The sequence below is a fragment of the Dyadobacter sp. SG02 genome, from assembly GCF_900109045.1.
In the GTDB taxonomy this organism is placed as follows: Bacteria; Bacteroidota; Bacteroidia; order Cytophagales; family Spirosomataceae; genus Dyadobacter.
Map to the genome: position 1 here is coordinate 282,337 of NZ_FNYL01000011.1, position 15,173 is coordinate 297,509.

Annotated in this window: 10 protein-coding genes and 1 tRNA gene; 9 read left to right on the forward strand and 2 right to left on the reverse strand. The window is 51.3% G+C overall.

Annotated features, from left to right (window positions below):
• The first annotated feature begins 11 nt into the window (after positions 1-11).
• The 9 genes from BMW93_RS24765 to BMW93_RS24805 all read left to right on the forward strand — a co-directional run bounded on the left by BMW93_RS24765 (position 12) and on the right by BMW93_RS24805 (position 11,419).
• Positions 12-731, forward strand: a complete 720-nt coding sequence (locus BMW93_RS24765; RefSeq protein ID WP_090382660.1) for a tetratricopeptide repeat protein — start codon at positions 12-14, stop codon at positions 729-731.
• Positions 732-747: 16 nt separating this feature from the next.
• On the forward strand, positions 748-1,683 hold the full coding sequence (locus BMW93_RS24770; RefSeq protein WP_090382663.1) for a phosphoribosylaminoimidazolesuccinocarboxamide synthase: 936 nt from the start codon (positions 748-750) through the stop codon (positions 1,681-1,683).
• Between the two features lie 50 nt (positions 1,684-1,733).
• Complete coding sequence (locus tag BMW93_RS24775; RefSeq protein ID WP_090382732.1) at positions 1,734-2,156, forward strand: STAS domain-containing protein; 423 nt, start codon at positions 1,734-1,736, stop codon at positions 2,154-2,156.
• A gap of 398 nt (positions 2,157-2,554) precedes the next feature.
• Positions 2,555-7,135, forward strand: a complete 4,581-nt coding sequence (gene gltB, locus BMW93_RS24780) for a glutamate synthase large subunit (protein ID WP_090382665.1) — start codon at positions 2,555-2,557, stop codon at positions 7,133-7,135.
• Between the two features lie 49 nt (positions 7,136-7,184).
• Positions 7,185-8,693, forward strand: a complete 1,509-nt coding sequence (locus tag BMW93_RS24785; protein ID WP_090382668.1) for a glutamate synthase subunit beta — start codon at positions 7,185-7,187, stop codon at positions 8,691-8,693.
• A gap of 123 nt (positions 8,694-8,816) precedes the next feature.
• The gene (locus tag BMW93_RS24790) at positions 8,817-9,443 is read left to right on the forward strand and encodes a polysaccharide deacetylase family protein (RefSeq protein WP_090382670.1); all 627 of its coding nucleotides are present in this window, start codon (positions 8,817-8,819) and stop codon (positions 9,441-9,443) included.
• The gene (locus BMW93_RS24795; RefSeq protein ID WP_090382674.1) at positions 9,440-10,207 is read left to right on the forward strand and encodes a TatD family hydrolase; all 768 of its coding nucleotides are present in this window, start codon (positions 9,440-9,442) and stop codon (positions 10,205-10,207) included. Before BMW93_RS24790 ends, BMW93_RS24795 begins: the two co-directional genes overlap by 4 nt.
• Positions 10,207-11,280 (forward strand): asparaginase, encoded by a 1,074-nt coding sequence (locus BMW93_RS24800; RefSeq protein ID WP_090382677.1) that lies wholly within the window; start codon positions 10,207-10,209, stop codon positions 11,278-11,280. Before BMW93_RS24795 ends, BMW93_RS24800 begins: the two co-directional genes overlap by 1 nt.
• Before the next feature lie 52 nt (positions 11,281-11,332).
• Positions 11,333-11,419, forward strand: a tRNA-Ser gene (locus BMW93_RS24805).
• Positions 11,420-11,678: 259 nt separating this feature from the next.
• Here the strand turns inward: BMW93_RS24805 and BMW93_RS24810 are convergent.
• Positions 11,679-14,417, reverse strand: coding sequence for a DUF6923 family protein (locus BMW93_RS24810; protein WP_177194189.1), 2,739 nt, complete (start codon positions 14,415-14,417; stop codon positions 11,679-11,681).
• Between the two features lie 441 nt (positions 14,418-14,858).
• The coding region (locus BMW93_RS24815; RefSeq protein WP_143061719.1) for a T9SS type A sorting domain-containing protein at positions 14,859-15,173 on the reverse strand (315 nt) is incomplete at its 5' end.

Here is a 15,173-nt window from a genome sequence, read left to right on the forward strand (position 1 = left end):
TGTGAACCGATATGACGTCTCTGATCCTCTATGTGCTGCTCTGGCTTTGGGACAACCGTACGTTCGATTCCATTACCAAGGCCAACCAGCGAAAACTCGATGCGGAACAGGCATTCCAGAAAAAAGAGTTTACCAAATCGGCCGAGCTGTACCGGCAAATCACCTATGGCTCACTGTTTTCGGACCCTGCTGCGCGGCTGAACCTGGCCCATTCCCTGTACAAGGCGGGCGATTACAAGCAGGCTTTGAAACATTACCGGCTGCTGAGCGACATTGATAATAACAGCATCGCCTCGGTAGCCAATGCGCAGATCGCATTGATCCTCGTCAACAGAAAAGATACCGCCAGCGCATTGACGACCCTGCGGACGGCATTGCGCCTCGAACCGGGAAATGCATTGGCACGAACCAATTATATCATACTGAAAAAGAGCTTCTCGGGCGTAGACGAGCAGTCGGACGTTACGACGCGCAAACGCCGCTCGAACCAGCAGCAGAATACGCAAGTCCAGCCGGCACCGCCTCCCGCCCCGCCGCAGGAAATACGCGAGGTGAGTGAGGATGTCAAAAAAGAGGAATTGCTCAAAAGCCTGAAAGCAATGAACATGTCGGAAGAGCAGGCGCGGGCGATCCTGGATGCCATGAAATCGAACGAATCCCAATATATTTACCAGCTCCGGCGCAAGCAGTACAATACCAGGCCCGGACAAAAGAGCGAAATCGAATGGTAATTTTACCGATAATCTAATGAACAGCATACCAGCAACCAACTTCCAGTTCCCCGGCCAGACGGCCTTCTACAAAGGGAAAGTCCGTGACGTTTATTCCTTCGAAAAACGTCTGGTAATGATCGCCACCGACCGTATTTCGGCATTCGACGTGATCCTGCCCCGCGCTATCCCCTACAAAGGCCAGGTCCTGAACCAGATCGCCGCCCACTTCCTGAACGCCACTTCCGATATCGTGCCGAACTGGCTCGAAGAAGTGCCCGACGCGAACGTAAGTATCGGTATCAAATGTCAGGCTTACCCGGTGGAAATGGTCGTGAGAGGTTACCTCGCAGGCCACGCATGGCGTGAATACAAAGCCGGAAAACGTGAAGTATGCGGCGTAGCATTGCCCGAAGGCCTGAAAGAGAACGACAAACTCCCCCAGCCTATCATTACGCCCACCACCAAAGCGCATGAAGGCCACGACGAGGACATTTCGCGCGAGCAGATCCTCGCGCAGGGGCTCGTGAGCGAGGACGAGTACGAGCACCTCGAACGCTACACGCTCGCATTGTTTGCGCGCGGAACTGAAATGGCGGCCGACCAGGGATTGATCCTCGTGGACACCAAATATGAGTTCGGCCAACTGGATGGCACGATTTATTTGATCGATGAAATCCACACGCCCGATTCCTCAAGATACTTCTATAAAGACACTTATGAGGAAAATCAGCGCGCCGGTGTGGCCCAAAAGCAGCTTAGCAAGGAATTTGTAAGGGAATGGCTCATCGAGAACGGCTTTCAGGGCAAAGACGGCCAGACCGTGCCTGAAATGACCGACGAAAAAGTAGCCTCGATCTCGGCACGCTATATCGAGCTGTTCGAACAGGTTACCGGCATGAAGTTCCAGAAGAACAATCTGGACCACCCGCTTGAAAGAATCGAAAAAGCCATCCTGCGCGCAATGGCCTGAGGCGAACTACTCACTTAACAAAATAATTGTTCGACAAAACGACAACCGAAATGGATTTTAAACTGGAAAAGAAAGAGCAATACGTCTACCTCGAAACGGACGCAGCAGCTTTCGCCGACGACGTACCCGCTGCTTTTGAAGAAACGGCGCGTGGCCTGTTTCGCGAAGGTTTCCATAGCCTGATCGTCAATATGCAAACCGTGAAGTCGCTCGACGCCACGGGGATCACTACCTTAAAGAAGGTAAACCGCCTTTGTGCGAACGACCTCGGCCTGCTCGTGATCGTGACCCGCGACGACGATTTCATGGATACGCTGGAAGATCTCCGCATTCCCGATCTCACCGTTTTGCCTACCAAAGAAGAGGCGATCGACGCCGTTTTCATGCACAGCCTTGAAAACGAGTTCGGTGCGGGCGATGATGATTACGACGACGAAGATTATGAGGGCGTGAGCGAATCGAAAGAGCCTTAATATTTGAATAATATAATTTTCAGCCATTTGTACGAACGTCCCGCCGAGCCCGGCGGGACGTTTTTCTTATCTTATTCTAACACTTTTTATATTTTCCTTAGGCGGTTTTTGTAATCCTCCAAGTCACCGAAAACGGCGTTTGCAGCTTATCAAAATGGTAAGTAACAGAGGGTTTTGTTACACGATTATCAATATTCTGATAATAATTGTAATTAATCGGCCAAATGCATATTGGTGATATAAAATTTTGCCATTCCCATAATAAGCCAAATATTTTTTATGGGTATATTGCGTGGCTTTACCCAAAACATCACACACTGGCGTTTTCGCTTTCCTTTTAAAGTGCTTATTTAAACAGATTCTAATTACGAATTTGTTAATTACCTACAATTCGATAAATGTCGCAAATGTCTGAACAAATGGTAGAAAATCAGGGACTGTACCGCCCGGAATTTGAGCATGATGCATGTGGAATCGGTTTCCGGGCCAACATCAAGGGTCGTAAGTCGCACCAGATCGTGGCTGATGCCATTCATATGCTCGAAAGGATGGAGCATAGGGGTGCAACTGGTTTTGACCCTAACACCGGTGACGGTGCTGGTATTTTAATTCAGATCCCTCACGAGTTCTTTGTAGAAGAATCTACCAAGTTGGGCTTCCACCTGCCGCCGGCAGGTGAGTATGGTGTGGGGATGATCTTTTTCCCGGGCGACGAGCTTGCCAGGGAAGAGAGCAGGGATATCCTGAACCGAAAGATCAAGAAGCTGGGCCTGCAACTGCTCGGCTACCGCAAGGTACCTACCCTGAACAATACCCTGGGTGAAGGCTCTCTCTCCGTTGAACCGGCAGTAGAGCAGGTTTTCATCAAACGTCCGGACGACATTACGGACGATATGGCGTTTGAACGCAAGCTGTTCATTCTCCGCCAGGTCGCTGCAAGATTGATTAAAGACACGGTTAAAGGCGCGAAAAACTTCTATTTCTCGTCGCTTTCATGCCGCACGATCTCATACAAAGGGCAACTTACAACTGCCCAGTTGAAATATTACTTCCCGGATCTGGAAAACGAATCGGTCGTATCTGCATTGGCAGTGGTACACTCGCGTTTCTCGACCAACACCTTCCCTTCATGGGAGCTGGCCCAGCCATTCCGCTACATTGCGCACAATGGAGAGATCAACACCGTAAAAGGTAACGTGAACTGGATTCGCGCCGGGGAAAAATCTTTCGAGTCCAAATTCTTCTCGAAGGAAGAAATGGATATGCTCCTGCCCATTTGCGACAGGAACCAGTCCGACTCCGCCAACCTCGATAATGCGATCGAATTGCTGCACCTTTCGGGCCGCTCATTGCCGCATGTAATGATGATGCTGATTCCCGAAGCATGGGACGGCAACGAACAAATGGACCCTGAGCGCAAGGCATTCTACGAATACCACGCTGCGATTATGGAACCATGGGACGGTCCTGCGTCGATCTCTTTCACCGACGGTAAGATGGTAGGCGCTACGCTCGACCGCAATGGTCTGCGCCCGTCACGTTACTGGGTACTCGACGACGATACCATCATCATGGGCTCGGAAGCGGGTGTACTCGAAGTGGATCAGGCAAGAGTTGTTACCAAAGGCCGCCTGCAACCCGGACGTATGTTCGTGGTGGATATGGAGCAGGGCCGCATTGTGCCCGACGAAGAAATCAAATCGCAAATCTGTACCGCGCAGCCTTATCAGCAATGGCTTGACGAGAACAAGCTGCACGTGGACGCGCTCGATCACCCGATCCGCACGTACCGCGCATATGACGAAAATGCATTGCTGAAACGTCAGGTAGCATTCGGTTATACTTCGGAAGACCTTCGCATGATCCTCGGGCCAATGGCCCAAACGGGTATGGAAGCGATCGGTTCGATGGGTACCGACTCTCCGCTGGCCGTTCTTTCGGATCAGTCGCAGCATTTGTCTACCTATTTCAAACAGCTTTTCGCACAGGTTACCAACCCGCCGATCGACTCGATCCGCGAACGTGCGATCATGTCTTTGATCTCTTTCGTAGGCAGTACCGAGAACATTCTCACAGAATCACCAAAACATTGCCGCCAGATCGCATTACCGCACCCGATCCTTTCGGTGCAGGAATTCGACAAGCTGCGTTTTGTAGATAAAGACGGCTTCCAGGCCAAAACCATTAATACCTACTTCCGCGCCGACGAAGGCGGAAAAGCACTGGAAAGAGCATTGGAAAGAATCTGCCGTTACGCGGTAGACGCGATCGAAGACGGATTTGAGATCCTTATCCTCTCCGACCGCGCCATCGACTCCGACCACGCGCCGATCCCTTCATTGCTCGCAACGGCAACCATCCACCACCACCTGATCCGCGAAGGATTGAGAGGACGTGTAGGCTTGCTCGTGGAAGCGGGGGACGTTTGGGAAACCCACCACGTAGCGACATTGATCGGCTACGGTGCTGCGGGTGTTTGCCCATACATGGCATTCGAAACGCTTGCGTACATGAACCGCAAGAATATGATCGAAGGCGAGTTCACCGACGAAAAACTGCATTACAACTACATCAAAGCCGTTAACAAAGAGCTTTTGAAGATATTCTCTAAAATGGGAATCTCTACCCTGCAATCCTACCAGGGTGCGCAGATCTTCGAATGCGTGGGCTTGAACAAGGACGTAATCGACAAATATTTCACAGGAACCATCTCGCGTATCAGCGGTATGGGCATTCCTGAGATTGCACGCGAGATCCTGGTGCGTCACAAAGTGGCCTACCACGAAAGTGCGGAGCAAAAGCCAAGACTCGAAGTGGGTGGTGTTTACCAATGGAAACAACGTGGTGAAGCACACATCTTCAACCCGCAGTCGGTGCATTTGCTGCAACAATCTACCCGCAATGCGAGCTACGAGCAGTTCAAGAAATACTCTAAACTGATCGACGACCAGAGCCACAAAGCGCTGACATTGCGTGGTCTTTTGAGATTTAAAAAAGGTAATGCCATTCCTTTGAGCGAGGTAGAACCGGTTGAAAACATCTTCAAACGTTTCGCTACCGGTGCGATGTCCTTCGGATCGATCTCCTGGGAAGCGCACACTACCCTGGCGATCGCGATGAACCGCATCGGCGGTAAATCCAACTCAGGTGAAGGTGGCGAAGACGAACTGCGCTACAACCCGCTCGCGAACGGCGACAGCATGAATTCGCAGATCAAACAGGTTGCTTCGGGACGTTTCGGTGTAACAAGCCATTACCTGAGCAATGCGGGTGAGCTGCAAATCAAAACTGCCCAAGGCGCAAAACCGGGTGAAGGTGGTCAGCTTCCGGGCTTCAAAGTGGACGACTGGATCGGCCGCACCCGACACTCGACGCCGGGCGTAGGCTTGATCTCCCCTCCTCCTCACCACGATATTTACTCGATCGAGGATTTGGCGCAGCTGATTTTCGACCTTAAAAATGCCAACCGTGCGGCACGTATCAGCGTGAAGCTGGTATCCGAAGCCGGTGTAGGAACCGTGGCATCCGGTGTAGCGAAAGCACACGCCGACCACATCCTGATCTCGGGTTACGACGGTGGTACCGGAGCATCTCCATTGAGCTCGATCCGCCACGCGGGTCTGCCATGGGAGCTTGGTTTGGCCGAAACGCACCAGACTCTGGTAAGAAACAAATTGCGCGGACGGGTAACCGTTCAGGCCGACGGACAGCTCCGTACCGGCCGCGACCTCGCGATCGCCGCATTGCTCGGTGCCGAAGAATGGGGTGTTGCAACTGCCGCCCTGGTAGCAGCCGGCTGTATCATGATGCGCAAATGCCACCTGAACACCTGCCCTGTGGGTGTGGCCACACAGCGCAAAGAACTCCGCGCATTGTTCTCGGGCAAGCCTGAGCACGTGGTGAACATGTTTACCTACATGGCGGAAGAGCTGCGCGAGATCATGGCACAACTAGGTTTCCGTACCGTAAATGAAATGGTTGGTCAGGCTCAGTACCTCGAACTGCGCAATGATATCAAACATTGGAAATACAAAAACCTGAACTTCGACGCGATCCTGTACAAAGAAGGCGACCTTTCGGTAGCTCAATTCAAACAGGAAGAACAAGATCACGGTATCGACGCCATTCTCGACCTCGACCTGATCCGTTCGGCCAAACCGGCGCTCGACAGCAAGGATGAAGTATACGCAGAATTCCCGATCAACAACCTTAACCGGTCGGTGGGAACAATGCTTTCAAACGAAATCTCGAAGAAATACGGCGGTACTGGCTTGCCAAACGGCAATATCCACTTCAAATTCCGCGGTACTGCGGGCCAGAGCTTCGGTGCATTCAACACATTGGGTGTACGCCTCGAACTGGAAGGTGACGCGAACGATTACTTCGGAAAAGGCCTTTGCGGCGCCGAGCTGGTCGTGTATCCCGACCGCGACGCGAAGTTCAAGCCGGAAGAGAACATCATCATCGGTAACGTGGCATTCTATGGTGCTACATCGGGTGACGCCTACATCCGCGGAACCGCGGGCGAGCGCTTCTGCGTGCGTAACTCGGGTGCGAAAGTAGTGGTTGAGGGAGTTGGTGACCACGGTCTGGAATATATGACGGGCGGTCTGGCGATCATCCTCGGCGAAACAGGCCGCAACTTCGCGGCAGGTATGTCGGGTGGTGTGGCTTACGTACTCGACAAAAACGGAACCTTCGAAGAGAAAGTAAATAAAGAAATGGTGACGCTGGAAGCATTGACGGATGAAGACAAAGGTATTCTCCGCGAGTATTTGGATAAACATTTCCAATACACCACCAGCAACATCGCTTTCCAATTGATCCAGAACTGGGAAGAATCTGTGAAGCGATTTGTGAAAGTAATGCCATCCGACTTCCGCAAAGCGCTGGAAGGACGCGGTATCACGCTCGCACAGCAAATCGCAGACAAGAACGTGGTGTACAAAGACATCGTCGTAGACGTGGTACACCAGTAATTTTCAGTTTCAAGATCAACTATCAGAATTTTTTAAATCAGTAATAAGAATGGGAAAACCAACCGGATTTTTAGAGTTTGAAAGGGAGTTGCCGAAAAAAAGAAGCATTGACGAGCGTCTGAAAGACTATCGTGAGATCGAAACCGCACCGACCGACTCTAATTCCAAACAGCAGGCAGCCCGTTGTATGGACTGCGGAATTCCTTTTTGCCATAATGGTTGTCCGCTAGGCAACATCATCCCCGAGTTCAACGACGCGGTATATGATGAAAACTGGGGACTGGCCTACGAAATATTAGCGTCTACCAACAACTTCCCTGAATTCACAGGCCGCATTTGCCCAGCTCCTTGCGAAGCATCCTGCGTACTGGGTATCAACAAGCCGCCGGTAGCGATCGAGTACATCGAGAAATCGATCATCGAGAAAGCATTCGAACTAGGTTTGGTAAAACCACGCATTCCTAAAACCCGCACCGGCAAAAGAGTAGCCGTGGTAGGTTCGGGACCTGCGGGTATGGCGGCTGCTTACCAGCTCAACCAGGCCGGCCACTCGGTAGTATTGCTGGAAAGAGCGGACAGAATCGGTGGACTGGTACGTTACGGTATCCCCGATTTCAAACTCGACAAAGGCATTATCGACCGCCGTATGGCTGTAATGGAAGCCGAAGGCGTCGAATTCCGTACCGGCGTGAATGTAGGTGTGGATATCAAAGCCGAAGAGCTTCAAAATGAATTCGACGCGGTGTTGCTGACCGTTGGATCGACTGTACCGAGGGATGTAAAAATCCAGGGCCGTCAGTTCAAGGGAGTACACTTCGCGATGGAGTTCCTGAGCCAGCAGAACAAACGCGTAGCCGGTATCGACCGCGTGGTAGATCACCGCGGCGCGACTTATGCCAATGGCGAGATCCTCGCTACGGACAAGCACGTTGTCGTAATCGGTGGTGGTGATACGGGTTCCGACTGCGTAGGTACTTCGGGCCGTCACGGTGCGAAATCCGTCACACAGATCGAGCTGATGCCGATTCCTCCGAAAGACCGCGATGCGAGCACACCCTGGCCGAACTGGCCGATGATGCTCCGCACTTCGACCTCACACGAGGAAGGCTGCGACAGACACTGGTCTATCAATACCAAAGAATTCATCGGTGACGAAAACGGCAACCTGACCGCGTTGAAAATCGTCGACCTCGACTGGCAGAAAGACCCTGAAACGGGCCGTATGCAAATGAGAGAGGTGGATGGCAGCGAGCGTACCATTCCTTGCGACCTGGCGTTCCTGGCGGCCGGCTTCCTGCACCCGCAGCAAGAAGGCCTGCTGAGCGACCTCGACCTGGAATTCGACGAGCGTGGCAATATCAAAACCAACGGGTACCAATCGACTTCCAACGAGAAAGTATTCGCAGCTGGCGACTGCCGCCGCGGACAATCGCTCGTGGTATGGGCAATCTCCGAAGGCCGCGAAGCGGCCCGTTCGGTAGACGAGTACCTGATGGGCGAGTCATTCCTCGAAGCCAAGGCTGTATCGATGCTGAATCCTGTGTTCGCGCACGCGTAATCAGTAGTAATCAGTACAGGTTTAAGCCAGCCTCTATATATTGTTATTGCAAGAAAGCTGCCCCATCCGGCAGCTTCTTGCTTTATATCCCTTTATATTTGAAGCGCAAATTTCATCGACAGCATGTTCCTGCATCATTCCCCATTCTGGCTGAAAGCGTTTTTCCCTGGTTTTACCTGGCATATTCCCACGAAAGAGAAGACCATTTTCCTGACTTTCGACGACGGGCCTATCCCTGACATTACCGAGCAAGTGCTGGCATTATTGGCCAAATACGACGCCAAAGCGACGTTTTTCAGCATTGGTGCTAATGTGCTGAAACATCCGGATATATATGAAATGGTGCAAAATGGCGGGCATTCCATTGGTAACCACACATTCAATCATATGAATGGCTGGAAAACCGAGGATGCTGTTTATCTGGAAAATATTCGGCAATGCCAGGATCAGCTCGATCTCCAAACAAAGCTCTTCCGCCCACCTTACGGACGCATTAAGAAGAGCCAGTCCAGGGTGGTTTTGCAAGACAAGCAGATCATCATGTGGGACGTCCTCAGCGGCGACTTTTCCCCGCAGATCACTCCGGAAATTTGTTTAAAAAAATCCCTTCAACACACCCGGCCCGGCTCCATCGTGCTTTTCCACGACAGCATTAAGGCCTCCAAAAACATGCTTCATACGCTCCCCCGCTACCTCGAACATTTCAGCGAGAAGGGCTACCGTTTTGAAGCATTATCTATGCAACAATGATTGAAACCCACGCCCACATATACAGCGACGATTACGCCGAAGACCGTACCGAAATGCTCAACCGCGCCTGGAATGCCGGTATCGAGCAGATATGGATGCCTAATTGCGACCACGAGACCATCGACGGCATGCTCGGACTCGCCGAAAAATACCCCGGCAAATGCCTCCCGATGATCGGCCTCCACCCTACTTACGTGAAGGAAAATTTTGAAAAGGAATTGCAGATCATGGAAGAATGGCTCAGCAAATATGAGTTCATCGCCGTCGGGGAGATTGGTATGGACCTTTTCTGGGATGTTACGTTTAAAGAACAACAGGAAAAGGCATTTCTATACCAATGCGGCCTCGCGCGCAAGCACAACCTCTGGATCGACATTCACAGCCGCAGCGCGTTTTGGGAAACTGTGAAGCTCATCGAAGATTTCGCCGATCCCGCATTGACCGGCATTTTTCATTGTTTTACGGGCACGTTAGAAGAAGCGCAAAAAGCCATTGAACTGGGTTTTAAACTCGGCATTGGCGGCGTGGCTACATTTAAAAATGGGGGTCTGGACAAAGTGATACCGCATGTCGGCATCGAACATCTGGTGCTCGAAACCGATGCGCCCTACCTGGCCCCTGTTCCCTACCGCGGCAAACGCAATGAAGTCGCCTACATCGATCTCGTAGCCCAGCGCGTGGCCGATTTGAAAGAAATAACCAAAGCAGACGTCATCGCCGCCACCACCGCGAACGCCAAAAGCATGCTCAACAAACTACCCTGATGGACTATACGAAAATCCATATTAACCCCATTTCCCCCGAACCGACCACCGGCTCCGTACTGGTCATCTACACCGGAGGTACGCTGGGAATGGTATATGAAACAAAAGGCAAGCAACTCGTCCCGTTCGACTTTCAGCAGATCATCGAAAAGGTCCCGGAGATCAGCCGGCTGGATTTTGACATTACCTTTCTTTCGCTCCCCGAGCCGATCGACTCGTCGAATATGAACCCGGCAATCTGGATCGAGCTAGCGGGCATTATAGAGGCGCATTACGAGCAGTTCGACAGCTTTGTGATCCTGCACGGAACGGATACCATGGCCTACACGGCATCTGCATTGAGTTATTTGCTCGAAAACCTCAACAAACCCGTCATCCTCACGGGCGCGCAGCTGCCCATAGGCGTAGCGCGCTCGGACGCGCGTGAGAACGTGATAACTGCTTTGGAACTGGCGGCAGCCAAGAATGCCGAAGGCCATCCGATCATCACGGAAGTTTGCATTTATTTTAATTCCAGTTTGCTGCGCGGTAACCGCTCCAAAAAGCAGGAAAGCTCTGATTTCAACGCATTCCATTCCGAAAACTACCCCGCTCTCGCGAATGCGGGCGTAAATATCGAATACAACTTTCCGTACATCAAACCTTACAAAGCGGGTTTGAAACTGAAAGTCCACAAAAGCTTTGATAGCAATGTCGCATTCCTGAAAATGTTCCCCGGCATCAGCCGGCAAGTCGTGGAATCGATATTGAATATCGAAGGATTAAGAGGTATCGTCCTCGAAACCTATGGCGCCGGCAACGCCACCACCGAGCCCTGGTTCCTGAACGCGATCAGCAACGCCATCGAGCGCGACATCGTGATCTTCAACGTCTCCCAATGCGACGGCGGCCGCGTGTCGCAGGGACAATACCAAACCAGCAAGTTCCTGCAACAGATCGGCGTCATCAGCGGCTCGGACATCACCGCCGAAGCTGCGATCACCAAAATGATGTACGTTTTCGCCTGCGAACGCCCCGGCGGCGCCTGCATCGACCTGCTCGGCCAGCCCCTCCGCGGAGAAATGAGCATTTGATTTCGCATTGGATTTGGAAACAACAATCTCTTCACTATATTTGCACCCCAATAGAGAGGTGCCCGAGTGGTTGAAGGGGCTACCCTGGAAAGGTAGTATATGGGTAACTGTATCGAGAGTTCGAATCTCTTCCTCTCTGCAAAATGCCTCTGCTGGTAACAGCAGGGGCATTTTTTGTTTTCGGGACAATTAGCGGGACGAATTTATTTTCGGCAAGTGTCGCTTCCGCTTCCGACCGGGAACTTTCACTGTTGTAATGAATAGCAAGCTTGGAAGTTCCTTTCATTGCCAGGTTGCGAGCGAGCAAGCCTTAATGACCATAAGGCTCCCCTGTCAAGAAGATATGGAATCAAAATCCCATATCTTCTCTCCATGCCGGGATACACGGAATCTCTGCTTTATTTCACAACAAACATCTTCGTTTGCACGTCGCCGCTGGTTGAGATGAAGCGTAGTACATACATGCCTGAGGCAAGTCCATGCAAATTCAATTCCTGGGTTTTGGCCAGGCTCTGTTGCAGCACCAGACTCCCAGTCAGAGTCGTTAACTCAGCACGATACCGCTCGGAACCTGGTATAGAGATAATCAATTTTCCATTCACAACCGGGTTAGGATAGACAGATATCCGCTCCGTGCCATTTTCAACAGACACCGCTCTGATAGCGCTGAAAGCATATGTGTCGTCATTGTCGACCATTCTCAGGCGGTATAGATTTTCCCCTTTTTCCGGTGAAGCGTCGGTGTAAGTGTAGTTTCTCAAAACACTGCTTTCCCCGTTTGACCGAACACTACCGATTGTAGACCAAACTTTGCCATTGCGGCTACGCTCGATCTCAAAGCGGTCCGAATTTACTTCTTCGGTTGTCGACCAGGTAAGCAGTGCCGTGTTCCCTTCTTTTCTGGCATCAAAGGCTACCAGTGTTACCGGCATCGGGCAATCGACGATGATGGTCATTGTAGCAATCGATTCCAGGCCATTGCCATCGGTTACCACGTAATCGATAGATATGGTGTCGCGGAGGCCATTGACCGGAGTAAATGTGATCGCACCCGTCACAGTATTCACATTATATTCACCCTGTCCAGCGACATTCAGGGTCGTCACCCGGGCAAGCGTGCCTGGCGTCAACAGTTTCACACTGGAAGGGACCAGCGGCGCACTGCCCGCCACGTCATTGGCCAGCACATCGACCGTAGCCGCGTTGCAAGTAGTGGTACCGTTGTCGTCCACAGCCACTGGCGGATCATTTACGATGGCGCTTGGGCAGCGCGCGCCATCACCCGGCGTCACGCCCGATGCCGTTGAAAACAGGGAGGCTGTAAGATTTGTAAGCGGCGCGCTGATCTTGAAAATGGCCCCGCTGCCATTATTACCTACATACATATCGCCATCCGTATCAAAGAATGCAGTGCCAAAAGCGCCGGTATAGGCAGATGTTTCGATGCCTGCGCCGGTTACTGAGCCCAAGGTAGTCCGGTTACCCGTTGCCGGATCAAACTGGTATAGCACCTTGCTCGTTCCAAATCCGTAAAGCATGCCATTGGTCGGGTTGAAGGACCAATCGTTCAAGTCGGTCGGCGAAGTCGGTAGTGTTACGGCAGTCAGGTAATTCGCGGAGCCGGGATTCAGGTCGACCTTAGTGATCTGGTTGGAATTGGAGGCATACAAATACAGAATGCCATCCGGACTGACATCTCCGGTTGCATAACCAGGCACTGGTGAAGGGAAACCGGTCACATCATGGAATGTCACAGACCAGTCACTGCCGATGCGGACGAGCTGATTGGTGCCATAGCGGAAACCCCAGATGTAGTTATCGACGGTGTTGTAGCCGATGGCGTTAATGAAAGCATTAGGGCCTTCAATCAAGGTCTGTTTGCCCAGGGCTGTAACACCGCTCGAAAGGTCGAGTGTGTAGCCGTCCGAAACGTTGGCACCACCGATATTCCGGTTACCGATCACATAGCTCAACTCAGAGCATGGGAAAGCGGGCTGAGCAGCCCAGGTTGCGGAAGCTTCCCGAAAGGGATAGGTAGTCTCGCCCTTGCTTAACCCAATAAATCCCTGGAAATCGTCCAGACCTGTACAGGGTTCATATACAATGAGATTATTGACATTCCAAAAACCTGGTTGATTGTATACAACCCGTAACGTCGCTGTGGTACTTGCGGCACTGGTAACAGACACTGTCGCGGAAGCGGGCGATGACGCAAACGTCATAGTACTGTCACTTGGATTATAGGTCGCCCCTGTCACCGAGTTCAGGGTTATGCCTGTGGGGAGTTTTAACTTAAAAACCCTCGGATGTCCTGCGTCGTCTGTTAGGTTAACAGTAAAGTTCTGAGGCGTCCCTGCCGACACCGCCGATGCCGGGCCAGTAATTGAAAACACTGGCTCAGCCGGGCTTGGCAGGCTGGGAATAGCATCGATCGCATCTCCATGAAGACCAGAGTAGGGAATCGTATAGTCGGGTCCAAGAGTAGTATTCACCGCACCCTGAACATCCATGAAGTTTTGATAAGTCGTTGCCGGTGTTGCAATGTTTTTCATTATATAGACCAGGCGGGCTGCCTTTAATTGATCAACGGCATCCGCACTTCCTGATTTATCCAGGTCCTGGCGAACCTGTGGAGAAAAAACAACCTGTCCTATATAATTGCTGTTCGCCATAGAAGGCGCGGGCTTCCCGTAATCAATGCAAAAAGAGATTTCGGAGGAAACGAGGTTCTTATTCGCATCAAAATAGGCAGTGGCAATGGGGGCGGCTTCCTCGGGATAGGAATCCATCACAGTATATGAGTTGGGGGTGATAAACTTTTTCCAGTAAGCAACCTGAAAACCAAATGCTGACGTAGCAACCTCATCCCCGGTTGTATAGGGGATATAGATTTTAAAGTTCCCTCCCGCGGAAGCGACAGGACTCTCAAATGTCACAGTAACAGAGCCTGTATAGGTACGGGTTTGCAATAAATAACCCGAAGCATTTGCCGATGTTATGGTTTCGGCCGGCGTCCCGGTTGCAGACGTGCCCTGATAAATCTTGATAACCGCGGCGGGGGCCATGTCCAGAAAGTCAAACCGAAAAACAACCTTGCCTGTTGTTCCATCGGACAGTTCCGGATTAATTGTAGCCATACGAAGAGGGTAAACGGCATTCATCGTCTCGGAGAGTGTCAATTTGCCCGACGTCGCCTTTCCGCTCCCACTTTTTCCAGCCGGCACATTCTCCGGAAAAAAATTCACATCATCGCTTTCATCAAAAAAGTACCAACTGGTTCCTCCCCCAGGATCTGGACATGACTGAGCGTTCGCAAATGATAATGATACGCACGTAAAAATGGCGACAAGAATGAAGTTCGTGAACCTGGCAGTAAGACTACCAGGGATGTATCTATCGGACGTTTCCGAAGGATTCAAGCGAGTAAATCGATATTCCATGGTTGTTGATTTGGATAAAGTTCATAAAGTGATAAAATGGATTATTGAAGAGCCCAGAGCTGGCCCGATGGTGTTGAAATCTGGTAGCAGTCGGAGAACCGACTGCTACCAGCATTTTCGTAATCAGTTACTAATGCATTATGGAATGATGAAAGTCTTTTCATAGACCTGTCCATTCTCAGAAACTGTTTTGAGCATGTACTTGCCAGACGAAAGTCCTTTCACATCCAGCACACGGCTCATTTGTTTAAATGCCTTCACCTGGTTGCCGGAAAGGTTATAGATTTTAACCTCAAGCACTCCGCCTTCCGGCAAATCCAGTGTGATGACACCACCAGCAACAGGGTTGGGATACAGCACCAGTCCTTTACCGGAAGCGCTGAAGTCTATGACTTCGATTCTGCTATACGCTGAGCTGCCATCCCAATCCACTTGTTTAAGGCGGTAGTAGTT

Bases quoted from the DNA above. Each gene is read 5' to 3' on its own strand.
- BMW93_RS24765 (WP_090382660.1), top strand. From the start codon at position 12: ATGACGTCTCTGATCCTCTATGTGCTGCTCTGGCTTTGGGACAACCGT.
- BMW93_RS24770 (WP_090382663.1), top strand. From the start codon at position 748: ATGAACAGCATACCAGCAACCAACTTCCAGTTCCCCGGCCAGACGGCC.
- BMW93_RS24775 (WP_090382732.1), top strand. From the start codon at position 1,734: ATGGATTTTAAACTGGAAAAGAAAGAGCAATACGTCTACCTCGAAACG.
- gltB (WP_090382665.1), top strand. From the start codon at position 2,555: ATGTCGCAAATGTCTGAACAAATGGTAGAAAATCAGGGACTGTACCGC.
- BMW93_RS24785 (WP_090382668.1), top strand. From the start codon at position 7,185: ATGGGAAAACCAACCGGATTTTTAGAGTTTGAAAGGGAGTTGCCGAAA.
- BMW93_RS24790 (WP_090382670.1), top strand. From the start codon at position 8,817: ATGTTCCTGCATCATTCCCCATTCTGGCTGAAAGCGTTTTTCCCTGGT.
- BMW93_RS24795 (WP_090382674.1), top strand. From the start codon at position 9,440: ATGATTGAAACCCACGCCCACATATACAGCGACGATTACGCCGAAGAC.
- BMW93_RS24800 (WP_090382677.1), top strand. From the start codon at position 10,207: ATGGACTATACGAAAATCCATATTAACCCCATTTCCCCCGAACCGACC.
- BMW93_RS24810 (WP_177194189.1), bottom strand. From the start codon at position 14,417: ATGGCTACAATTAATCCGGAACTGTCCGATGGAACAACAGGCAAGGTT.